Below are 21,982 nucleotides of genomic sequence, written 5' to 3'. Positions count from 1 at the left end.
GTTCATGTGCCCTCCACGCCGATCAGGTCGCCGTCGCCGATGAAGCTGCCGCCGGCCTTGACGACGCGCGTCGCCGTGGTCAGCCCGCCGCTGACGGCGATCGCCTCGCCCTGACGCGCGCCGGTCTCGATCTTCAGCTGGTGGACGATGTTGTGGTCATCGACCGTCATCACGTAGCGGTGACCGTCGCGCAGCACGATCGCCGATTCCGGCAGGCTCAGCACCGGTTGCGCGGCGAGCTCGAAGCCGCCTTCGGCGAACTGGCCGGCGCTGAGGCCGGCGTTCTTCGGCAGGTCGACGTAAACCAGTGCGTTGCGCGTCTTCAGGTCGACGGTCGGCGCGATCTGGCGGATCGTGCCGGCGACCGCCGTGCCGTCGCCGGGGCGGCGGATGTCGGCGCGCATGCCCGGCCGCAGCCGGCCGAGCCAGTCGCCCGGCACTTCGGCGCGCCATTCGAGGCGCTGGCCGCGAATCAGGCGGAACAGCTCGGTGCCGGCACCGACCACGGCGCCGACCGTCGCCGTGCGCGAGGAAATCACGCCGTCGTCCGGCGCGACGACGCGCGCATAGCGCAGCTGCAGGCTGGCGACGTCGTACTGCGCGCGCGCCAGCTTGAGCTGGGCGTCGGCGGTCGCCGCGGCGGTGCGGTACTGGTCGATCTCCTGCTGGCTGATCGAGCCGGTCTTGTCGAGTTCCTCGGCGCGCTTGGCGTCGGCGCGCGCCTTGGCGAGGTTGGCGATCGCCTGCGCGACGTTGGCGTCCTGCTGCGCGACCTGCGCGCGCAGCGTCGCCGGATCGAGGCTCGCGAGCACGTCGCCTTTCCTGACGACGTCGCCGACATTGACCTTGACCTCGAGCAGACGTGCGCCGCCGACTTCGGCGCCGACGATCGCCTCCTGCCAGGCGGCGATGTTGCCGCTGGCCGGCAGCTGCTGCGGCCACTGCTGGGCCTGCGGCGTCACCAGTTCGACGGTCATCACCGGCTTCGGCGCCTCGGCTGCCGTCTCCTGCTTGTGGCAGGCGCCGAGCGTGACGGCCAGCGACAGTGCGATGGCCAGGCGCGGGGCGAAATGGCGGGGGGCGGGACAGGCCTTCTTGCGGGCGTTCATGCTCCAGCTCCTGCTGGGGTCGGCGCGGCGTCGGATGGGCCGCGCGAATCGGTGGGGGATGTGTTGGCGTCGTCGCGCCAGCCGCCGCCGGCGGCCTTGTACAGCGCGATCCACGACTGGCTGATCTCGGCTTCGACGGCGGCGAGCGTTTCGCGGCTGGCCAGTGCGAGCCGGCGCGTCTCTTCGAGATCGAGCAGCGAGGTCGCGCCGAGCCGGTAGCGGTTTTCCTGCGAGGCCAGCAGCACGCTGTAGTTGGTCTCGGCCTGGCGCGCGGCGTCGGCGCGGCGCACCGAGGCGTCGACGCGGGTCAGCGCGTCCTCGACTTCCTGCACCGCGACCAGCACCTTGCTGCGGTACTGCGCGAGCGCCTGGTCGTAGCGGGCGCGCGCCGTTTCGACGCGGGCGCGGCCGGCGCCGCCTTCGAAGATCGGCAGGCTGATCTGCGGCGACCACGACCAGCTGTGCACTTCGTCGCCGCTGTGCGCGAGATGGTTGATGCCGATCGAGCCGCCGAGGCTCAGCGACGGCAGGCGGCTGGCGACGGCGACGCCGATGCCGGCGCTGGCCGCGGCCAGCGAGCGTTCCGCCGACATCACGTCCGGCCGCTGCGACAGCAGCGCCGCCGGCACGTCCGGCACCGCCGGGTGCAGCGGCACCGGGATCGGATCGCCGTACGCCGCCGCTGTGCCGTCGGCGGCCGGCGCGCGCGCCAGCCGCGCGTCGAGCTGCGCGGCCGGCAGTGCCGTCAGCTGCGCGAGGCGGTTCAGGTTCTGCTGGCAGACGCCTTCCTGCGCGATCAGCTGGTTCTCGCTGTCGTAGCGGCCGGCGCGGGCCTGGGCCTCGTCGGCAGGCGCGACGAAGCCGGATTTCAGCTTGAGCGCGGTCAGCCGCTCGGTTTCGCGGCGCGAAGCCAGCGTGTCGCGGTACAGCGCGACGAGGCGCTCGCAGTAGCGGCGCTGCACGTAGGCGTCGGCGACTTCGGCGGCGAGCGTCACGCGCGCCTCGTGCCAGTCGGCCTGCGCCGCCTGCAGCCGGGCTTCACTGGCTTCGAGGTTGCGTCGCGTGCCGCCGAACAGATCGAGCTCCCAGCTGGCATCGAGCGAGCCGTTGAACAGCGTGAACGGCGCGCCGTCCGAGCCGCCGGTGTCGCCGGCGCCGGAGCTGCGCGTCATCGTGCCGTTGGCGCGCACGCCGGGCAGCAGGCCGGCGCGCGAAGTGGTCACCGCGGCGCGCGCTTCGCGCACCGCGCCGAGCGCGGCATCGATCGTCGGGTGGCGGGTTTCCGCGGTCTCGACCAGTTCGGCGAGCAGCGGGTCGTCGAACTGCCGCCACCATTGCGTCATCGCCGCACGCTCGCCGCCATGCGGCAGGCGCGCGTGCCAGGTCTCGGGGACGGCGGGGTCGCGTGGCGGTTCCCGATAATCGGGACCGACGGCGCACGCGCAGAGCAGCGCGGTCGTACTGGCCAGCAGCCATCGGCTGCCGGAGCGGATCTGCATGTTCATGAAGTCGAGGAGATGAATCCAGCCACTTAGATGCGCGACGGGGTGGTTTGGGATGGAATCGCTGAGCACAGCCGATGCCAGATCGTTCCGTCGCATGAGTCCTGAATCCTTTCAAGAGCTTGGAACAACACGGCGACGTTGTGATGGCGACGGGTGTGGCGAATCTCGCCACGTCTTCGCCTCTTTTCACAGGAAGCGACGGTGCGCCGACCCACTCCGGTGCCGCCGGCTAGCTTTGGCGATCCGCGCGCGGCTTGGCAACCGGTGCAAGTCCTCAGTCGCGGCGGCGCAGGCGCGCCCGCCGCGCGAGATTCAGTCCTGCGGGGCGGCGCTCAGCCAGCTCTGCAGCAGCATGCGGACCTCATCGAGGCCAAGATTGGACGTCGACGAGAACAGCCGAACCTCGGTGTCAGGCAGTTCGGCAACCGCCTTCTGGACCTGCAGCAGCGTCGACTTGGCGGCGCCGAAGCTGAGCTTGTCGGCCTTGGTCAGCAGCAGCAGGCAGCGCAGGCCGCGGTGCGCAGCCCATTCCAGCATCTGCACGTCGAACGGCGTCAGCGGGTGGCGGATGTCCATGATCTGCACGACCGCGCGCAGATTGGCGCGCCCTTCGAGGTAATCGCCGATCAGGCGGCCCCAGCCGTGGCGGACGTCCTTCGGCACCTCGGCGAAGCCGTAGCCGGGCAGGTCGACGAAGCGCCCGCCGGGGACGTTGAACAGGTTGATCAGCTGTGTGCGGCCCGGCGTCTTGCTGACGCGCGCCAGCTGCTTCTGGCCGCAGAGCGCGTTCATCGCGCTCGACTTGCCGGCGTTCGAGCGGCCGGCGAAGGCGATCTCCGGCAGGCCGTCGGCGGGCAGCTGGGTCAGCTTGGCGCAGGACAGCAGGAACTGCGCGCCGGCGAACGGATTGCGCTGCCCGCGATCGCCGGCCGGCGACGCGGGTGGTTTTTTGCTCGACGACGGCATCGGATCGCCTGTGTGCGAAGAATGGGGCAGGAGCATAACGACGGCGGTCCCGCGGCGCACGGCGCGGCGTGAAAAGCGCGGCGCAGACCCTGTAGAATCCTCGGACTTTTCGTCTTATCCACATCGCTACGGCGGCAGCCGCTCGGGCCGACCGCTGCGTCTTTCTGGGGAGTGAGTCGCATGAAGCGCGTTTTGCTGGCTGCCGTCCTGTGCGCCCCGCTGTCGGTCTTCGCTGAAGGCGCCGCCCGTGATCCCTACACTCAAGGCAGCGCCGAAGCCGGCGCCGGCAAGGCGGCGGTCTGCACCGCCTGCCACGGTCCCGGCGGCAACAGTGCCAACCCGGAATGGCCGAAGCTCGCCGGGCAGAGCTCGCGTTTCATCCTCGAACAGCTGCAGCTGTTCAAGAGCGGCAAGCGCCAGAATCCGCTGATGTCCGCGCAGGCGGCAATGCTGGCCGACGCCGACATGAAGGATCTGGCCGCCTACTTCGCGGCGCAGCCGGCGTCGCCGGGCGTCGCCAGCAAGGATGCGATTCCGGTCGCCCAGCGTCTGTATCGCGCCGGCGACGCGACGCGCGGCATTCCGGCCTGCGCCGCCTGCCACGGCCCGACCGGTGCCGGCGTGTCGACCGCCGCCTATCCGCGCATCGGCGGCCAGCATTCGGTCTACGTCACCGCCCGCCTCAAGCTCTATCGCGAGGAAGCGGGCAAGGCCGATGCGGCGGAAGGGAACCAGAAGATCATGGCGGCGGTCGCAGCCAAGCTGACGGACGAAGACATCGCTGCGCTGGCCTCGTACGTCAACGGTCTCCAGTAAATCCGCCTTTTCGGGAATATCCATGCGCCACGCGTTTCGCGGCCTGATCGCCGTCGCCCTTTCGCTGTCCGCCTTCGCCTGCTCGGGCGCCGAGCCGCCGAAGTTCGAGGAGGGCAAGCAGTACAAGGAAGTCCGCACCGTGCAGGCGCCGGCCGATCCGAAGCGGATCGAAGTCGCCGAGTTCTTCTGGTACGGCTGCCCGCACTGCTACGCGTTCGAGCCGACGCTCGCCGCCTGGGAGAAGCGCAAGCCGGCCGACGTCGCCTTCGTGCGCTACCCGAACACGCTCGGCCATCCGCTGGGCCTGCTGCACTCCAAGGCCTACTACACCGCCGAGGCGCTGAACGTGCTGCCGACGATGCACACGGTGCTGTTCGACGCGCTCCACAAGGACAACATCCCGCTCGCCTCGGAAGCGCAGATCGCCGCGCTGTTCCAGCGTGCGGCCGGCACCACGCCGGAGGCATTCTCGGGCACCTTCAACGGCTTCGTCGTCGACGCCCAGGTCCGCAATGCCGAGAATCTGGCGCGCGCCTACGGCGTCACCAGCACGCCGACGCTGGTGATCGGCGGCAAGTACATGACCGGCCCGGCGATGGCGGGCGGGCTCGATCCGACGATCCAGGTCGTGAATTTCCTCATCGACAAGGTTCGCAAGGAACGTGGCATCAAGAAGTAAGCGCCCTGGCTTCAGGGTGCCGGCCCGGCTCGTCGCCGGGCTTTTTGTTGCGGCAGCCAGCCTCTCCCCGTCCGCGCCGGCCGCGCCGCTGGCGACCGTCGACGGCGCCTGCCGCGCGCTCGGCAGCCGGCTCGGCAGCCTCGACGCGCAGACCTGCCTGAACGCCGGGCTGCAGCTGACGCAGGGCGCCAGCGTCAACGGCCAGCCGCTGATGATCCGCGACTACCTGCCGAAATCGCGCCGCGCGCCGCCGCTGCGCGTGCTGCTGATCGGCGGTATCCACGGCGACGAGTTCTCGTCGGTGAGCGTCGTGTTCCAGTGGATGCAGCGCCTCCAGGGCGAGCGCTTCCAGCCGTTCCACTGGCGCGTCATTCCCTGCGCGAATCCCGACGGCCTGCTGGCGCAGCCGGCGACGCGCGTCAACGCGCGCGGCGTCGATCTCAATCGCAATTTCCCGACCGCCGACTGGAAGGCCGAGGCGCTGCGCTACTGGGAGCAGAAGACGCGCCGCGATCCGCGCCGCTACCCGGGCCCGAAGGCGCTGTCGGAGCCGGAGACGCGCTGGCTGCTGCAGCAGATCGAGCAGTTCCGCCCGGACGCGATCGTGTCCGTGCATGCGCCGTACGGCGTGCTCGACTACGACGGTCCCGACGAGCCGCCGGCGCGCTTCGGCTATCTGCGCCTGCACCAGCTCGGCACCTATCCCGGTTCGCTCGGCAACTTCGCCGGCGTCAATCTCGGCCTGCCGGTGATCACGCTCGAACTGCCGCACGCCGGCATCATGCCGACCGCGCAGCAGTCGCAGCGCGTGTGGGGCGACATGCTCGGCTGGCTGCAGCACAACCTGCCGAAGCAGGCGCCGATGTACATGCGCCTCAACGACCAGTCGTGGAAGAGCGAGTGAGCGGGCGCTTCGCCCGGCGCTGACCTAAAGCCGGCGCCCACCAGGGAAGGTCCGAATTACGCCGCCTGCGTCGTGCGCCGCCGGACTGTTCCGTCGCCTGCGGCTCCCTCGCCAGGACGATGCAGGCGCTTCTCCAGCGCTTCCTAGCGGCTTTCCTCGCGGAAGATCTTCCACTGGCCGTCGGCCTCGCGCTTCCAGAACTGCTGCTTGCGCGATTCCATGCGGAAATTGTCGGAGCGGTAGTGCTGCGTGAATTCGGCGAGCATCAGCTCGCCGTCGCTGCCCGGGTAGCGGTACAGGCTGATGTCGGACAGCTGCACGTCGATGAACTTCTTCTGCGCGTTGACGCGGCGCTTGTGCGCGACGAAGTCGCGCCGTTTCATGCCCTCGGTCGTGAACTCGCTGCCGTAGAAGGCGAGATAGGCGCCGGTATCCAGGCTCGACCATGCATGACGCCAGCGCTCGATGCGCGCCATGAAGGCGTCGCGCTCCTTCTGCGTCTGCGCCGGCGTCTGCCAGCTCAGCGCGTCGCTGAGCAGCACCGGCGTCTGGCCGAGCTCGATGTACGGCTTGAGCGCGACCAGATCGGCGTTGGCCATCGTCACGCAGCCCTCGCTCGACAGCGGCGGTCGCGTGTCGGTGCTGCTCGGCACGCCGTGCAGCCAGATGCCGTAGCCGGTGCGCCGCTTGAACTGGTCCCAGAGGTTCGGATAGTTCAGCGGAAAGGCGCCGGCGCCGTAGAAATCCGGCAGCTTCTTGCCGTCGATCCAGCCGGTGATGTGGTACAGCCCGATCGGCGTGCGGTTGTCGCCGGCGGCCTGCTTGCCCCAGCCGTTCTTGCCCATCGCCGCGTAATGGTTGCGCAGCAGCTTGAGCTGGCCGTGATCGTTCTGCAGCAGGTACAGCCGCGCGCGCGGCAGATCGACGACGATCAGATGCTTGAAACTGGCCGCGAGCCGCAGCACGGCGTCGGGCATCGTGCCCGCCTGCGGTACGGCGCGCTCGCTGGCCAGGCGCAGGCGGGCTTCCTCGGCGAGCGACTGGAGCTGCGGCGCGCGCGCGTCGCTGGCGAGCCGGCTCTTGAGCTCGCCGTAGAACTGCTGTGCGAGGCGGTAGTCGGGCGCGCGCTGTGTGAGCTGCTCGAGGCTGTGCAGCGCGTCTTCGGCCTTGCCGGCGTCGAGCAGGCCGATGACGGCGCCGAACTGCTGATCGGGCGCGCTCGGCGCCGCCGCCGCGGCACCGGCGAACAGGCCGGCGGCCAGCAGCGCCGGCCGCACGCGTGTGCTCAGACGTTTCAAGTCCCGCTGCCCCCGCAAAGCGTTGCCCGCCGGTCTGTGCTCAGCGCGTGTACTCGCGCACGATCTTCCAGGTGCCGTCGGCCGGAATCAGCTCGATGACCTTGTTGACCGTGTCGGAGAACGAATCGGATTCGTAGGCCTGGCGGAAGCTGACGCGCACGGCGCCGTCCTCGATGTCGCTGGCCTGCGGATTGATGACGCGCACGGCGATGTGCTGTGGCTTGCCGATGCGATCGCGGCGCTGCGCTTCCCAGCTGGCGCGCGAGATGCCGCCTTCGGGCGTGAACTCCGGTGCGTACAGCGAGAAATAGGTGTCGAGATCCTTGCTCGCCCAGGCCTTGGCCCAGGCCGCAACCTGCGCCAGCGCCGCTTCGTGGCGCGCGCTGCTTTCGGCGCTCCGCGGCGGCTCGGGCGCGGCGGCCGGCCTGGCCGCCGGCGCCGGGGCGATCGCGACCGGCGCCGGCGCGGCGCTGACCGGTGCGGCGGCCACCGGCTGCGGCGCCGCGGCGAGGTCATAGCCGGTGTCGAGCTGGTTGATGACGGCGAGCTTGCGCCGCGCGCTCGGGCTGCCGCTGTCGAGCGCGGCGGCCTTGCCGTAGGCGGCACCGGCCAGCGCGGCGTAGATGTCGCCGAGGTTCTCGTGCGCGGTGGCGTAGCTCGGATGCTTGGCGACCGCGGCCTGCAGCGCGTCGCGCGCCTTGTCGTAGTCGCCCTGCGCGGCGTAGAGCACCGCGAGGTTGTTGTACGGCTCGGGCAGCTGCGGATAGTCGCGCGTCAGGTCGGCGAAGACGCGAATCGCGTCCTTGCTGCGGCCGAGCTTGACCAGCGCGAGGCCCTTCGTGAAGCGGGCTTCGGCGTCCTGCGGATTCTTGGCGAGGTGATCGTTGAGCTTGCCGAGCGCTTCATCGGCCTTGCCGGCGTCGATCAGCGCCTGCGCATCCTGCGCGACGTTGGCGGCGAACGCCGCCGGGGCCAGCGTCAGGCCGCCCGCGAGTACGGCCGCCCAGGCGGCCCGCCGAAACCTGTCCATGCGTATCCCGATCCCCTTGATTCTCGATCCACGCAACTATAACAGCCGATTCCGTCCGTTTTCGTGTGATCGTCAGCGACGCTTGTAGGGATTCGGCGTGCCCGGCGGCACGCGCTTGAAACGGCGATGGATCCAGAAGTACTGCGCCGGCGCCAGGCGCACGCCTTCCTCCAGCGCGCGGTTGACGCGCGTGGCGTCGGCCAGCTCGTCGCCGCTCGGAAAGTCTTCGAGCGCCGGCAGGAACACGATGCGGTAACGGCCGCCGACGCGCTGCGGGAAATAGGGCACGACCTTGGCGCGGCCCATTTGCGCGAGGCGCGCGGTCGCCGTGATGGTGCCGACCGGCACGCCGAAGAACGGCGCGAACACGCTGATGCGGCGGTCCAGCGTCTGGTCCGGCGCGTACCAGATCGCATGGCCCTGGCGCAGCGCCTTGACCAGGCCGCGCAGATCGTCGCGCGGCAGCGCCGGCAGGCCGGAGCGGCCCTCGCGCCAGTGATGCATGAAGTAATCGAGCACGGCGTTGTTGTAGGGCCGGTACATGGCGTGGAACGGCCGGCCGGCAAGGCACAGGTAGCGCGCGCCGATCTCCAGCGTCGTGAAGTGACCGGTCAGCAGCAGCACGCCGGAGCCGTCGGCCTGCGCGGCGTCGAGGTGTTCGAGGCCGACGACCTCGCCGCGCCGGCGCAGCCGCCAGTCCGGCGCGAACCAGGCGATCGCCGCTTCGAACAGCCCGGCGCCGACCGCGCGGAAATGCGCGTCGACCATCTTTGCGCGCGCCGCCGGACTCAGCTCGGGAAAGCACAGTTCGAGATTGACGCGCACGACGCGGCGGCGACCGCGCAGCACGTGTCCGGCGAGCCAGCCGAGCCCGGACCCGAGCGCCAGCAGCAGCGGGATCGGCAGCCAGCTCAACAGCCAGATCAGGCCGATGCCGATCCAGGTCGGCCAGTAGCGCGGGTGGAAATGGCGGGGTTCGAGCGTGGGGGCGGCCATGCGGAGCGATGCCGGAAAGAACGTGCATTGTAGCGGTCATGGTCGGCCGTTAGGCTTGCGACCCATGCGTGCCCTCTACACCGTTCTTCTCTATCTGCTCACGCCTTTCGTGCTGCTGCGCCTGCTCTGGCGCAGCCGCGAGCTGCAGGCCTACCGGCAACGCTGGGGCGAGCGCTTCGGCTTCGTGGCGGCGCCGGCCGAGCCGATCGCGGTCTGGGTGCATGCCGTCTCGGTCGGCGAGACGCTGGCGGCGCTGCCGCTGATCCGCGCGCTGGTCGCGCGCCACGGTGAGGGTCGCGTCTGGGTGACGACGACCACGCCGACCGGTTCCGAGCGCGTGCGCACCGCACTCGGTGCGCAGGTGCGCCACTCCTATGCGCCGTACGATCTGCCGGACGTGGTGGCGCGCTTCCTCGCGCGCGTGCGGCCGGCCAAGGTCGTCGTCATGGAAACCGAGCTGTGGCCGAACCTGCTGCGCGCGACCGCCGCGCGCGGCATCGCCCTGACGATCGCCAACGCGCGCCTGTCGCCGCGTTCGTTCCGCGGCTATTCGCGCGTCGCCGGCTTCGCCCGCGCGACGCTGGCCGACGTCGCCCACATCGCCGCGCAGAGCGAGGCCGACGCGCAGCGCTTCCGCGCGCTCGGCGCGCCGGAGGCGCGCGTCAGCGTGATGGGCAACATCAAGTTCGACCAGACGATTCCCGAGGCGCAGCTGGCGCTCGGCGCCTGGCTGCGCGAGCGCTGCGGCGGCCGGCCCGCGGGCACGCGCTCGATCTGGATCGCGGCGAGCACGCACGAGGGCGAAGACGAGATCCTGCTCGATGCGCATCGCGAACTGCTGCGCACCGATGCGCAGGCGCTGCTCATGCTGGTGCCGCGCCATCCGCAACGCTTCGACGCGGTCGGCCGGCTGGCCGAGAAGGCCGGCTTCAGCGTGCAGCGGCGCAGCGCGCTCGGCGCGCCGGGCGCCGCCGGCGCCGCGGGGACGGCGCAGGTTCTGCTCGGCGACAGCATGGGCGAGATGTACGCGTATTTCGCCGCCGCCGACGTCGCTTTCGTCGGCGGCTCGCTGGTGCCGGTCGGCGGCCACAACGTGCTCGAGCCGGCGGCGCTCGGCCTGCCGGTGCTGTTCGGTCCGCACATGCACAACTTCGTGCAGGCGCGCGACCTGCTGCTCGACGCCCAGGGCGGCATCCAGATCAGCGCCAACTCGCTGCCCGAATCGCTGCGCGTGCTGCTGCGCGATGAGCGCCGCCGTCACGAGATCGGCGAAGCCGGCCGCCGCGTGGTCGACGCCAACCGCGGCGCGCTGCAGCGCCTGCTGCAGCAGATCGGCGAGGTCTGAACGCGAAGGTCGCGTCGGGCCTTGGCAGGTCGGCGGCGAGTCCGCGCACCCGGGGCAGGCGCCAGCGATGCCTGCGAGAGAAGTTCGAACGGACGCAGGAGGCGCGACCGCATCCGCGTTACCATCGCCGCGATGAGCGATCTCGTCGTCCTTCGTCCCGAAGGCCTCTACTGTCCCGCCGGCGACTTCTACATCGACCCGCACAAGCGCGTGACGCGCGCCGTGGTCACGCATGCGCACGGCGACCACGCCAAGAGCGGTTGTGCGCGCTACTGGACGGCGACGCCGGGCTATCGGCTGCTGAAGACGCGGCTCGGCGCCGCCGCGCAGATCAAGCCGCAGGATTACGGACAGGTTTTCGAACTCGGCGGCGCGCGCGTCTCGCTGCATCCGGCCGGCCACATCCTCGGTTCGGCGCAGGTGCGCATCGAGGTCGACGGCGAGGTCTGGGTCGTGTCCGGCGACTACAAGCGCGACGACGATCCGAGCTGCGCGCCGTTCGAGGTCGTGCGCTGCGATACCTTCGTCACCGAGACGACCTTCGCGTCACCCGACTATGTCTGGCCGCCGTCCGGCAGCGCCAGCGCCGCGATTCACGCGTGGTGGATGCAGAACCGCGCCGACGGTTTTGCCTCCGTGCTGTTCTGCTACGCGCTCGGCAAGGCGCAGCGCGTGCTCGCCGAACTGCGGCGTCACGTCGACGCCGAGACGACGGTCTACCTGCACGAGGCGATGACCAAGCTGGTCGGCCATTACCGGCGTGAAGGCATCGCCATGCTGGCGACGAAACCGGTCAACGAGTGCGTGCGCAGCCACGATTTCCGCGGCGCGCTGATCCTGGTACCGCCACACGCGTTCGGCACGCCGTGGCTGAAACGCCTGGCGCCGTACCGCACCGGTTTCGCGTCGGGCTGGATGGGAGCAGACAACGGCCGTGCCGCCAAATACGACCGCGGCTTCACGCTGTCCGACCATGCCGACTGGCCGTCGCTGCTGCGCACGATCGACGAAACCGGCGCGCGCCGCGTGCTGGCGATGCACGGCGACAGCGCGCTGCTGGTCGCGCTGCTGCGCGCGCGCGGCCTGCAGGCCGACGCGCTCGATCTGCAGCACTGAGCGCGGCCGGGGTTCCGCAATCCAGGACGCCGCCGATCACGGCGGCGTCCCGTACGGCCCTGCCGGGCGCTGCGGCTCGGCTCAGCCGTCGATCTGGCCGGCGTTGTCGATGATGCGCCCGACCAGGCCGTATTCCTGGGCCTGCTGCGCGCTCATCCAGTAGTCGCGCTCGGTGTCGCGCTGGATGCGCTCCAGCGGCTGGCCGGTCTCGCGCGCGAAGATTTCGTTGAGCCGCTGGCGCATCAGCACGATCTCCTTGGCCATGATCGCGATGTCGGAGGCGGTGCCGCCGGCGCCGCCGGACGGCTGGTGCAGCATGAAGCGCGTGTTCGGCAGCGACAGGCGGTTCTCGCGCTTGGCGGCGCTGTAGATCAGCGCGCCGGCGCTGGCGACCCAGCCGGTGCCGATGATGCGCACGGGCGGCTTCACGAACTTGATCATGTCGTGGATCGTGTCGCCCGATTCGACGTGGCCGCCCTGGCTGTTGATATAGATCGTGATCGGATCGTCCGATTCGGCGGCCAGCGCCAGCAGGCGCGCGCTGAACGACTCGGCGAGCTTCTGGTTGATCGCGCCGTAGATCAGGACCGTGCGCGCCTTGAACAGCCGCTCCTCGAGGCCCGGCACCTTGCGCGCCGCCGCGGCCTTGGCGTCGTCGTCGTCCTTCTGGGCGTGGATGAAATCGGAATCGAGCATGGAGGGAATCCTTGGATGGTCGGCGGCACGCGAGTGCGCCGGGTTCGGAATAGGGAGCGGACTGCCGATTCTAGGTAAGGCGCCGCGGACCTGCATCTGGCCTGATGGGGGTGCGCCGGCGCCGGCGCAAGAGGCCGTCGACGACGCGGACGCGCCGGGGCTTATGGCGCCGCCGGTGCTGCCGGCGCCGCGGCCGGATCGGCCTCGCGCAGCCAGGTCTGCGAGCGGCCGAGCAGCGAGAAGCCGATGAAGCCGCGCAGATTCAGCTTGCGGCCCTGCTCGGCGAGCGCGAGCTTGGCGTCGTAGACCTTGCCGTTCTGCGGGTCCAGGACTTTGCCACCGGTCCATTCGTCGCCTTTCTTCTTCAGCCCCCAGAGAATCTCCAGGCCGGTGATCGGCGCGCCGTGCTTGTCGCCCTCGCACCGATCGCAGCCGGGATTCGGCTTCGAAGGATTGAACAGCTTGACGATGCGGCCGTGCAGCTGGCCATTCTGCTCGCGGATCTCGACCAGCGACTTGGCCTGCCCGGTCTCGTCATCGATCGTCTTCCACACGCCGACCGGCGATGCCGGCTCGGCGGCGCAAACGGCTGCGGCGGCCAGCGTCAGGACGAGCGCCAGGGCCACGGTGGTGGCGCCATGCGCGGCTTTCGACATCGCTTTCATCAGGGACTCTTCCGCAAGACGGGGTGCGTATTGTGCCGTAACGGGAACGGCCGGCCGGCGCGGCCCGGTGCCGATCGGTCGGGGCGATGCCGGGCGGTGTCGGGCGTTCGGCTGGCAGCAGGAAGGCGCTTTTCCTACTCGGCTCGGCGCGGCTGCGTTCCTAGAATGCGCCGATGTACAACGATACCGCCCTGTCCCTCGGCGCCTACCCGCCGCTCGATTTCGCCGAGCCCCTGCCGGCCGATCCGGTCGCGCTGCGCAGCGGCGAGTACGAGCAGCTGCTGCAGCGCGAGCCGCGGCGCTATGCCGACCTCGTGCGCTCGGTCAGCGCCTTCGGCATTTACCTCATTGATCGCGATGGCCTGATCGGCAGCTGGAACCGCGGTGCGCGCAATCTGTCCGGCTGGCGCGAGGACGAGGTGATCGGCCGTTCGTACGAGCGCCTGCTGGCCGACACGGGGCCGCAGCGCGAAGCCACGGCACGGCGCGTGCTCGACTTTGCGCGCGCGCACGGCCACTGCCGCGACGAGCAGCGCCGCCGCCGGCCGGACGGCTCGGTGTTCATCGTCGACTGCACGCTCGACGCCGTGCGCGGCGACAACGGCGAGCTGATCGGCTTCGTCGAGGTGTTCCACGATATCACCGAGCAGAAAGCCCGACAGAACGAGCTTTACGAGCGCGCCACCCGCGACACGTTGACGCAGGTCTTCAACCGCAGCCACTTCATCGAAGTCGCGGTGCAGGAAGTCGAACGGGCGCGGCGCTTCGCCGAGCCGCTGTCGGTCGTGCTGTTCGATATCGACCAGTTCCGCAAACTCAACGAGACCTGGGGCTCCGAAGTCGGCGACCGCGCGCTGCAGACGGTGGCGCGCAGCGCGCAGCTGCAGCTGCGCAAGATCGATTCGATCGGCCGCCTCGGCGGCGACGAATTCGCGATCCTGCTGCCGCGCTGCGACAAGGAACCGGCGTTCGAAGTCGCGCAGCGGCTGCGGCTGCAGCTCTCCGAACAGAAGATCGTCACCGAGCCCGGCCAGCGCAACATCACGATCACCGTCAGCGGCGGCCTCGCCGCCCTGCGGCCGCTGACGCGCGACTTCGGCGAGTTGCTGCGCAACGCCGATGCGGCCCTGTACAAGGCCAAGCGCGAGGGCAAGAACCTTATCCGCGCCTGGTTCGAGTGACGTGGCGATTCGGCCGCTGCGCGGGCCGATCTCGCGCTTTTCATGCTCGCCGTGCTCAGGTACGGCGGTGTGCGGAAGACGCGACCGCGGTCCTGCTCGCGGCGCCGACGCGGCACGTCACGGCGCGGGAAGGTTCGAATGACACCGTCATTGCGAGGCCGCGCGGCGGCCCCGTGGCGATCCAGAGACGTCACCGGCGTCGTGCGCCGCTGGACGGCTGCGGCGCCTCGCCATGACGAGGTCTGAAATTTTTCAGAGCGTCTCTAAAGGCTGCGCCCTGACGAGCCGCCGTATCCGGCGCCGGCGGCGAAGCAGCGCCCTGATGATCGCCGCTCGGGCTAGGTCGGCAGCTTGTAGTAGTCCGGCCGGCCGGCCGTCCACAGCTCGCCCCAGAGCTTGCCGCCACCGTCGATCGTCAGCACCTCGCCGGTGATGAAGCTGCCGCTCGAGGCCGAGAGATAGATGCAGCCTTCGGCGATCTCCAGCGCCGTTCCCGGCCGTTTCAAAGGATTCGCGAGCGGGAATTCCTTGACGGCTTCCGGCGGATAGACCTCCAGCCCTTCGGTCGCGGTCAGGCCGGGGGCGACGCAGTTGACGCGAATGCCGAGCGGCGCCCACTCGACGGCGACGGTGCGCGAGGCGCCGATGATGCCGGCACGCGCCGCGACCGTGTGCGCGACGCCCGGCATGCCGCGCTCGGTGACGACGACGACGTTGACGATCGAGCGCCACGCGCCGTCGCCGGCCGGATGCTCGCGCCAGTACTGCGCGGCGCGCTGCATCATGTACCAGCTGCCGTTGAGGTTGTTGTTGATGACCGCGGCCCAGCCCTTCGGCGCGTAGTCGATCGCGTTCTGCGGGAACTGGCCGCCGGCGTTGTTGACGGTGCAGTCGAGCCGGCCGAATTCGGCATGGATGCGCGCAAACAGCGCGTCGACCTGCTCGGGCTCGCGCACGTTGGTCGGCACCGCGAGCATCGTCGCGCCGCGCGCGCGCGCGAAGTCGACGACCGCGTCGAGCTTCTCCGGCGTGCGGCCGCAGATGACGACGTTCGCGCCGAGCCGCGCGAACAGCAGCGCGACGGCGCGGCCGATGCCGCTGCCGCCGCCGGACACCAGCGCGACCTTGCCCTTGAACAGGTCGGGGCGATAAACCGTGTCGGCGTTCCAGATCGCCTCGGCGCTGTTGGCGTCGAGCTGGGCTTGGTAGGCGTGCGTCATCGGTGCCGGCTCAGCTGCGCAACAGCTCGCCGGCGATGATCATCTTGCGCACTTCCGTCGTGCCGGCGCCGATCTCGAGCAGCTTGATCGAGCGGTACAGACGGTTGATCTCGGATTCCCAGATGTAGCCGCTGCCGCCGTGGATCTGCACGGCGTGGTTGAGCACCTTGTTCAGGGTCTCGGCGGTGTACATCACGCCGGCGGCGGTCAGCTTGTGGATGTCGCCGCGGCCACCCTCGCCTTCGGCGACGGTGCTGGCGGCGCGCAGCACCTGATACGTGTACAGGCGCATCGATTCGACCCAGACATACATCTCGGCGAGCATCGACTGCACCATCTGGAAATCGGCGATCGGTTTGCCGAACTGCTTGCGCTGGCGGGCGTAGTCGAGCGACAGCGCCAGCGCGCGCTCGGCGATGCCGAGATTGATCGGCGAGATCATCGAGCGTTCGAGGTCGAGGCCGGACATCACAACGCGCACGCCCTTGTTCTCTTCGCCGACCAGATTGGCCGCCGGTACCTTGCATTCGTCGAACACCAGCTCGGCGGTCTGCGAGCCGCGGAAGCCCATCTTGATCAGCTTCTGCGCGACTTTGAAGCCGGGGTAGCCCTTTTCGACGATGAAGGCCGAGACGCCCTGATTGCCCTTTTCCTTGTCGGTCTTGGCGTAGACCAGCAGCACGTCGGCGACCGGACCGTTGGTGATGTAGATCTTGCGGCCGTTGAGGACATAGAAGTCGCCCTCACGCCGTGCCGTCGTGCGCATCGAACCGATCGCGTCGGAACCGGCGCCCGGCTCGGTGAGGCCCAGCGCGCCGATCAGCTTGCCGCTGTTCAGGCCCGGCAGGTACTTCTGCTTCTGGGCCTCGTTGGCGTTGGCGAGGATGTTGTTCATGCACAGGTTCTCGTGCGCGACCCAGGCCAATGCCAGCGCGTGGTTCCAGCGCGAGAACGCCTGCAGGATCAGGCCGGAGGTGAACACGTCGAGACCCGAGCCGCCGTAGGCTTCCGGCGCGGTGACGCCGAAATAGCCGGTGGCGCCGATCTTCGGGAAGATCTCGGTCGGCCACCATTCCTCGTCGTCCATCTTCTGCGCGAGCGGATACAGCTCGGCCTGCGCGAAGCGGTCGGCGTTGTTGAGGATTTCGAGTTCATCGAGCGACAGGCCGGAGAAGGCCTGCAGGACGCTGGGACGTTCGACGCTACCGCTGTTGTCGGCCATGTTCGTATGCTGGTGAGTCAGACTTACCAGCACGATACGCAGCCGCCGGCGCGGCCGCCTCACCCATGTTGACGAGGGGCCGCGCCGCGCGTGCGCGGCCTACAGCGGAATGTCGCTCGGCAGCGCAGTGGTGATGAGGTGCGGCTGGTCGACCGTCACCGAATTCATGATCACCATCGCCGTGCCGAGCTGGATGCCGAGCAGCTTGAGCAGGCCGTCGACGATGAGATCGAGCAGCGACAGCAGCGGCTGCAGCAGGAAATTGAGAATGTCGAGGATGCCGGAGACGACCGGCATCGCCATGTTCAGCAGATCGGCCAGCCCTATGAGCAGCAGCGTCACGACGTTGGCCGAATCCTTCTGCCATTCCGGGCCCTGCACGCTGATGTTCGGCATCTGGGCGAGGTTGCAGGTGGCCGACAGATCGCCGCAGGCCAGGCTGTTGATGAGGCTGCCGACGAGGCTGTGCAGCACGCCGGTCGTGCCGACGGTCTGCGGATTGTGGGCGGCGGCGGCGCCGGTCCGCCCCTCCGCCGCGTAGACGGTCGGTTTGCCGGCGGTGGCGGTGCGGTCGTATTCCTCGACCGGCGACAGTGCGCGGAAGCTGCTATCGCCAACGGTCCCCGTCACCGGCGCGTTGAGCGAGATGGTGGTTTTCAGGTCGCCCAGCGCCCAGCCGAGCAGCCATTGCAGGGCACCGAGCAGGCCCTGGTCCGGGAACAGCTGCAGCAGATAGGGCTTGGTTTCCTGCGGATTGCCGGGGATGTTGAGAATCTTCGGCGCATTCTTGGCGTCTTCCGGGTTGCCGGCGTACGGGCCGAGCGCGACGACGGCGACCGACGGCACGGCGCTGAGATGCGCGGTCGGATGCGGAACCTGCGACGACGGGCATTCGAGCGCGTCGAGATAGGCGGCCGCGGCGGCGACGTTGAGATCGACGCCGAGGCGCAGCTTGAGCAGGCCGAGGATCTTGTCGTTGATGCCGGCGCGCACCAGCAGGCGGATCTGGCTGGTCTGCGCGCAGGTGTAGTCGCCGTCGCTGCAGTCGGCATAGGCGGCCGATCCGCTCCACGACGCCGGATGGCCGGTGGCGCGGCCGAGCGCGAACTTCGGCGGTTCGAGCACCTGCAGGAAGACGTAGACGTTGAGCAGGCCGCCGAGGCTGACCTGCACCGGCAGCGCGATCGGCTGCACGCTGCCGCTGGCGTTGGCCTTCGCCGCCTGGCCGAGCGCCAGCAGCAGGTCCTGGCCGTTGACGATCGGGATCGCGCCGAGCAGGCCCGACACCGGCTTGTTGAGCAGGCCGCCGGTGACGTTGAGGATCTGCGCCAGGCTGAAAGTCTGGCTGCTGTCGGCGACGCCGCCGAGGCCGCGGATCAGGCCGGATACGCCGCTGCCGAGCTGGCCGCCGGTCTCGTTGACGGCGTATTCGAGGCCGTAGCCGAGGATGCCGAGCCACTGCGGCAGCGTCAGCTGCAGGTCGATCAGCTGCGACAGGTCCTGCACGTTGAGGCCGATCTTGGTCGCCCCGCCGAGCAGGTTGCCGAGCGAGAGGTTGACGCTGGCCAGGCCCTTGGTGCTGTCGAGCAGATTGAGATTGACGACCTGCGTGCGGCAGCTGCTGCCCGGCGTGCCGAGCGGGCACAGCAGCGCGCCGAGCAGATCGTTGAGCAGGCCGCCGCTCAGCGACAGCAGGCCGGAGCCGAGATAGAAGCTGCCGACCGCTTCCTGCTGCGCCGTCGCCGACGCGCTCATCGTGCTGTTCTGGCCCGGCAGCAGCAGCGGCACCAGCGCGGTCGGGAACGGCGCGTTCAGCGTCACGCGCGCGGCGCGCGCCTGCCACAGCGCGGTCGGCTGCAGATAGCGGCGCTTGGTTTGCGCGCCGGCCTTGACGACGCCGGATTCGACGACCACCGAGGTCAGCGAGCTGCGGGTGCCGTTGCGGTCGAGGCTGGTGTTGACCGCGTCGACCAGGCTCGATTGCGTGACGTTGTCGGGATTTGCGCAGCCGCTGACGACGCGGGCGGCGTCGAGCGCGGCGAGGTTCGCCATCTTCTGCAGATGACGGTGCGCCAGATAGATACGGCCGACTTCGATGGCGAGCAGCACCGAAATCAGCAGGGCCGTGATGGCGACGGCCACGAAGATGGCGACCGCACCGCGTTGACGGTGCAATGGGCGTAGGTGAGGGCGCATCCGTGCACTCCGGGCTGGAGAAAAAGCGCTCCGAGCATGCCTGTGCGTTTCGGCGTTTCTCTGTTGCAGTGCGGCGAACGGCGGGAACGGCGCGACCGACGGTGGAAATCGGAATTTCCGTCGATGTCATCCGCGGTGCCGCGGCGCCTGGCCGTCGGCGCCACGGCTCAGCGCGAGGCGGCGGCCTGCATGTCCAGGCGCAGGTCGGTGAGCAGCGCCGGTAACGCGGCCTGCAGTGCCGGCACCTGCTCGCGCCAGTCGCGCGCGGCGCTCAGCAGAGGCTCCGGCGCACGCAGGCGCTGCGCCGTTCTCTGCAGCGCGCGGTCGATACCGGCGGCCTCGCCGTACGACAGCAGCAGCGCGCTGAATCCCTGCGCCGAACTGCGCCGTCCGCCGGCGAGCTCGAACCACGGTGCCGCCTCGGCGATCGCCGCGCCGGCCCGCGTCGCGAACGCCGCCAGCGGCTCGTCCGCGTGGCGCGCCCAGTCGCGGGCGAGCGCATAGTCGGCGGCGAGATCGAGCACGATGCCGGCGTAGCGCCGCGTCGCCGCCGGAAAGGTGGCGCGCAGCGCCTGCGTCAGCGGATGGCGGTCGGTGGCCGCGTCGACGCGCCGGTGCAGGCGCACGCCGAGCGCGATCTCGGCCGGATAGGCGCTGAGCTCGGCGCCGCGCACGACGTCGCCGAGCACGCTGCCGGCCAGCGAGGTGCCGGTCCGGTCGGCGAGCCACAGGTGCGCGAGGAAGTTCATGCGTCGAGCATGCCGCGGCGGCGCCGGCATGGCCAGATCGCGGCGCGATCAGCCGGCGGGCACCGCCTCGGGCGGCGTCGCCGCTTCGAAGACGCCGTCGTCGCGCAGCAGCATGGTGCGATTGCGGCCGGCCTGCTTGGCGGCGTAGACGGCGCGGTCCGCGCGTTCGACGAGCTGCTCGACGGTCTCGCCGGGCTTGCCGGCGGCGACCCCGATCGAGACCGTGACCCGCAGGTCCGGCGCAAGGCGCGGCCAGTCGGCGTTGGCGACGGCGAGCCGCACGCGCTCGGCGACCGCCAGCGCCGCGGCCGGCGCCGTGCCGGCCAGCAGCATGAGGAACTCCTCGCCGCCGTAGCGGCCGAGGGCGTCGCCGGGACGGATCGCGTTGCGCACGGTGGTCGCGAACAGGCGCAGGACCTCGTCGCCGACCGCATGTCCGTAGCGGTCGTTGACGTTCTTGAAGCGATCGAGATCCAGCATCGCCACGCAGTGCCCCGGTGGCGGCGCCGGCTGACGCTCGATCAGCTCCCACAGCGGGACGCGGCGCAAGACGCCGGTAAGGTTGTCGTGCGTCGCCAGATAAGTGATTTCCTGCGCCGCTTCGGACAGTTCGTGATTGCGCTGCTGCAGCTGCAGACTCAGGCGGTTGCCGTACCAGCCGACGACGCAGCAGCGCAGCAGGATGCTGGCGTGGCCGAGCCAGACCAGCACCTGTTCCGCGCCGGTGCGGCTCGGAATGTGCAGCGCGTCGCCGAGCCGCAGGCGGACCCACATGCCGCCGAGCGCGACGAGGATGAAGCTCGACAGCATGCCGCGCAGATCGAGGTTCAGCGCGGCGAACGCGAAGGCCAGGAACAGCAGGTTCAGGAAGTAGAACGCCAGCGGCGGGCTGTACAGCGAAAAGCCGAGCTCGATGGCCGACAGCAGCAGCAGCGCCGGCCGCGTCAGTCCCGGATCGCGCCATTGCCGGACCCACGGCTGCTGCAGCAGGGCGCGCAGGGCGGCGAGCGTGGCACCGATGATGGCCGCGTACAGCAGCGGCACGCGAACGCTGATCGTGCCGGCGGCGACGAACAGCGCCAGCAGCAGGATATCGATGCCGAGACTGAGGCTGACATGCCCGATCAGATCGAGCGAGCGCTCGCGCGCCGCGTCGGCCCGGGGCGCGCTGGGGTAGACGTCCGTGTCGTTCATATGTTCCGCGAACGCGGTTGCTCCTCCGGATCGCCTGTGCAGACTAACCGGACGCGTGCCGCGCGGCGCCGCCTATCCGCGGGGTCTCAACACCGTGCGTCGGCCAGCCCCCAGTCGAGTGCCTGCGCGGTGTCGATGCGCTGGCCGGACAGCACCAGCCAGGCGGTGCGCTGGCGGCCGATGCGGCGCGCGACGCTGACGCAGCCGCCGGCGCCCGGGATCAGGCCGAACTTGAGCTCCGGCAGCTGGAACCAGGCGCCGTCGGTGGCGAGCAGGCGGCCGGCGAAGGCCGGGAATTCGATGCCGGAGCCGACGCAGGCGCCATGCACCACGACCTCGGCGCGCGCCGCGACGGCGGCCAGCCAGCGGCCGGGCAGCGCCAGGCTGCGCACCAGATGCGCGGTCGCCGGGTCCGGGGCCGAACCGAACTCGCGCAGGTCGCCGCCGGTCGAGAAGCACTTGCCGCGCGCGCCGATCTCGACGCGTGCGATCTCCTCGTCGGCCGCCGCCAGCTGCAGCGCCTCGCACAGCGCGTCGCGCATCTCGACCGTCATCGCGTTGCGGTTCGCCGGCCGGTTCAACGTCAGCCGCAGCATCGCGCCGTCGCGCTCGGCGATGACCGCCGGCCCGTCGTCCGGTGCTGCGCAAGCCGCGGGCGCCTGCGGTGCGCGGAACGACGCGCGCCAGCGCCGGAACTCCGCGCCGTTCTGCAGCGTCGCGTAGGCCAGCGATTCGGCGACCAGCGCGTCGGCGAGCGGCAGCGTTTCGGCGAGACGCAGCAGCTGCACCAGGGTCATCGCCGCGATCGGCGTGCGCGCGGCGGCTTCGGCGAGCGCCAGCGCCGCCTCGGCGCTTTCGACGTGCGCGTCGCAGGCCGCGGCGAGCGCGTCTCCAGCCACGGCGGCGCCGATGCCGATCACCGGCGCCGGCAGCTCGTGCAGCCAGCGTGCGAGCGCTGCCGCGTCGGCGGCCGGTTCGGCGAGATCGAGCAGCAGGCATGGCGCGCCGAGCGGACCGTAGCGCGCTCGCTCGTGCAGGCGCGCCAGCGCTTCGGCCTGCGGCACGCTCAGGATCGGGAAGTCGGAATTCATGTCG

Annotated in this window: 20 protein-coding genes; 6 read left to right on the top strand and 14 right to left on the bottom strand. The window is 70.2% G+C overall.

The annotated features are described in order from the left end of the window. Positions 1–2: 2 nt before the first annotated feature. The 3 genes from K343_RS21140 to yihA form a co-directional block, all read right to left on the bottom strand. On the bottom strand, positions 3–1,109 hold the full coding sequence (locus tag K343_RS21140; protein ID WP_051277990.1) for an efflux RND transporter periplasmic adaptor subunit: 1,107 nt from the start codon (positions 1,107–1,109) through the stop codon (positions 3–5). Beyond that, positions 1,106–2,608 (bottom strand): efflux transporter outer membrane subunit, encoded by a 1,503-nt coding sequence (locus K343_RS0105640; protein ID WP_028007217.1) that lies wholly within the window; start codon positions 2,606–2,608, stop codon positions 1,106–1,108. Before K343_RS0105640 ends, K343_RS21140 begins: the two co-directional genes overlap by 4 nt. A 318-nt stretch (positions 2,609–2,926) precedes the next feature. Next, positions 2,927–3,580, bottom strand: coding sequence for a ribosome biogenesis GTP-binding protein YihA/YsxC (gene yihA / locus K343_RS0105635; RefSeq protein ID WP_028007216.1), 654 nt, complete (start codon positions 3,578–3,580; stop codon positions 2,927–2,929). A gap of 180 nt (positions 3,581–3,760) precedes the next feature. On the opposite strand from yihA, the gene K343_RS0105630 reads away from it, so the two are divergent. The 3 genes from K343_RS0105630 to K343_RS0105620 are packed head-to-tail and all read left to right on the top strand — an operon-like array spanning position 3,761 to position 5,979. Then, the gene (locus K343_RS0105630; RefSeq protein ID WP_028007215.1) at positions 3,761–4,396 is read left to right on the top strand and encodes a c-type cytochrome; all 636 of its coding nucleotides are present in this window, start codon (positions 3,761–3,763) and stop codon (positions 4,394–4,396) included. Between the two features lie 22 nt (positions 4,397–4,418). Beyond that, the gene (locus K343_RS0105625; RefSeq protein ID WP_043112197.1) at positions 4,419–5,075 is read left to right on the top strand and encodes a thiol:disulfide interchange protein DsbA/DsbL; all 657 of its coding nucleotides are present in this window, start codon (positions 4,419–4,421) and stop codon (positions 5,073–5,075) included. Positions 5,076–5,091: 16 nt separating this feature from the next. After that, complete coding sequence (locus tag K343_RS0105620; protein ID WP_028007213.1) at positions 5,092–5,979, top strand: M14 family murein peptide amidase A; 888 nt, start codon at positions 5,092–5,094, stop codon at positions 5,977–5,979. Positions 5,980–6,122: 143 nt separating this feature from the next. On the opposite strand, the gene K343_RS0105615 is transcribed toward K343_RS0105620, so the two are convergent. The 3 genes from K343_RS0105615 to lpxL form a co-directional block, all read right to left on the bottom strand. Next, entirely contained in the window at positions 6,123–7,277 is a 1,155-nt protein-coding gene (locus K343_RS0105615; RefSeq protein ID WP_245585130.1) for a L,D-transpeptidase family protein, read from the bottom strand. Between the two features lie 40 nt (positions 7,278–7,317). After that, positions 7,318–8,307: a L,D-transpeptidase Cds6 family protein gene (locus K343_RS0105610; protein ID WP_028007211.1), complete on the bottom strand. Its 990-nt coding sequence runs from the start codon at positions 8,305–8,307 to the stop codon at positions 7,318–7,320. Between the two features lie 72 nt (positions 8,308–8,379). Continuing rightward, positions 8,380–9,303 carry an LpxL/LpxP family Kdo(2)-lipid IV(A) lauroyl/palmitoleoyl acyltransferase gene (gene lpxL, locus K343_RS0105605; RefSeq protein ID WP_028007210.1) on the bottom strand — a complete coding sequence of 308 codons (924 nt, stop codon included), beginning with the start codon at positions 9,301–9,303 and terminating at the stop codon, positions 8,380–8,382. A 64-nt stretch (positions 9,304–9,367) separates the two neighbouring features. Between lpxL and waaA the strand changes: the two genes are divergently transcribed. Together waaA and K343_RS0105595 are read left to right on the top strand one after the other, a co-directional pair. After that, positions 9,368–10,648, top strand: a complete 1,281-nt coding sequence (gene waaA, locus K343_RS0105600) for a lipid IV(A) 3-deoxy-D-manno-octulosonic acid transferase (RefSeq protein WP_028007209.1) — start codon at positions 9,368–9,370, stop codon at positions 10,646–10,648. A gap of 132 nt (positions 10,649–10,780) precedes the next feature. After that, complete coding sequence (locus K343_RS0105595; RefSeq protein WP_028007208.1) at positions 10,781–11,764, top strand: ligase-associated DNA damage response exonuclease; 984 nt, start codon at positions 10,781–10,783, stop codon at positions 11,762–11,764. Positions 11,765–11,845: 81 nt separating this feature from the next. On the opposite strand, the gene K343_RS0105590 is transcribed toward K343_RS0105595, so the two are convergent. Next, complete coding sequence (locus tag K343_RS0105590; protein WP_028007207.1) at positions 11,846–12,460, bottom strand: ATP-dependent Clp protease proteolytic subunit; 615 nt, start codon at positions 12,458–12,460, stop codon at positions 11,846–11,848. 161 nt (positions 12,461–12,621) lie between these two features. After that, the gene (locus K343_RS0105585; protein ID WP_028007206.1) at positions 12,622–13,125 is read right to left on the bottom strand and encodes a DUF2147 domain-containing protein; all 504 of its coding nucleotides are present in this window, start codon (positions 13,123–13,125) and stop codon (positions 12,622–12,624) included. A 173-nt stretch (positions 13,126–13,298) separates the two neighbouring features. On the opposite strand from K343_RS0105585, the gene K343_RS23275 reads away from it, so the two are divergent. Further along, entirely contained in the window at positions 13,299–14,306 is a 1,008-nt protein-coding gene (locus tag K343_RS23275) for a GGDEF domain-containing protein (protein WP_028007205.1), read from the top strand. Positions 14,307–14,644: 338 nt separating this feature from the next. On the opposite strand, the gene K343_RS0105575 is transcribed toward K343_RS23275, so the two are convergent. The 6 genes from K343_RS0105575 to K343_RS0105550 form a co-directional block, all read right to left on the bottom strand. After that, the gene (locus K343_RS0105575; RefSeq protein WP_028007204.1) at positions 14,645–15,526 is read right to left on the bottom strand and encodes an SDR family NAD(P)-dependent oxidoreductase; all 882 of its coding nucleotides are present in this window, start codon (positions 15,524–15,526) and stop codon (positions 14,645–14,647) included. Between the two features lie 10 nt (positions 15,527–15,536). Next, a complete protein-coding gene (locus K343_RS0105570) occupies positions 15,537–16,748 on the bottom strand; it encodes an acyl-CoA dehydrogenase family protein (RefSeq protein ID WP_028007203.1) in 1,212 nt (403 codons plus the stop codon). Between the two features lie 99 nt (positions 16,749–16,847). After that, positions 16,848–18,944 carry a pilus assembly protein TadG-related protein gene (locus K343_RS0105565; protein ID WP_084615715.1) on the bottom strand — a complete coding sequence of 699 codons (2,097 nt, stop codon included), beginning with the start codon at positions 18,942–18,944 and terminating at the stop codon, positions 16,848–16,850. A gap of 167 nt (positions 18,945–19,111) precedes the next feature. Then, positions 19,112–19,693 (bottom strand): ACP phosphodiesterase, encoded by a 582-nt coding sequence (locus K343_RS21130; protein ID WP_051277988.1) that lies wholly within the window; start codon positions 19,691–19,693, stop codon positions 19,112–19,114. A 48-nt stretch (positions 19,694–19,741) separates the two neighbouring features. Then, positions 19,742–20,887 carry a GGDEF domain-containing protein gene (locus K343_RS0105555; RefSeq protein ID WP_028007201.1) on the bottom strand — a complete coding sequence of 382 codons (1,146 nt, stop codon included), beginning with the start codon at positions 20,885–20,887 and terminating at the stop codon, positions 19,742–19,744. 86 nt (positions 20,888–20,973) lie between these two features. Beyond that, positions 20,974–21,978, bottom strand: coding sequence for an enoyl-CoA hydratase/isomerase family protein (locus K343_RS0105550; protein WP_028007200.1), 1,005 nt, complete (start codon positions 21,976–21,978; stop codon positions 20,974–20,976). Positions 21,979–21,982: the final 4 nt, after the last annotated feature.

Source organism: Solimonas flava DSM 18980, assembly GCF_000426685.1.
Classification (GTDB): Bacteria; Pseudomonadota; Gammaproteobacteria; order Nevskiales; family Nevskiaceae; genus Solimonas; species Solimonas flava.
This window is presented reverse-complemented; position numbering and strand designations above follow the sequence as displayed.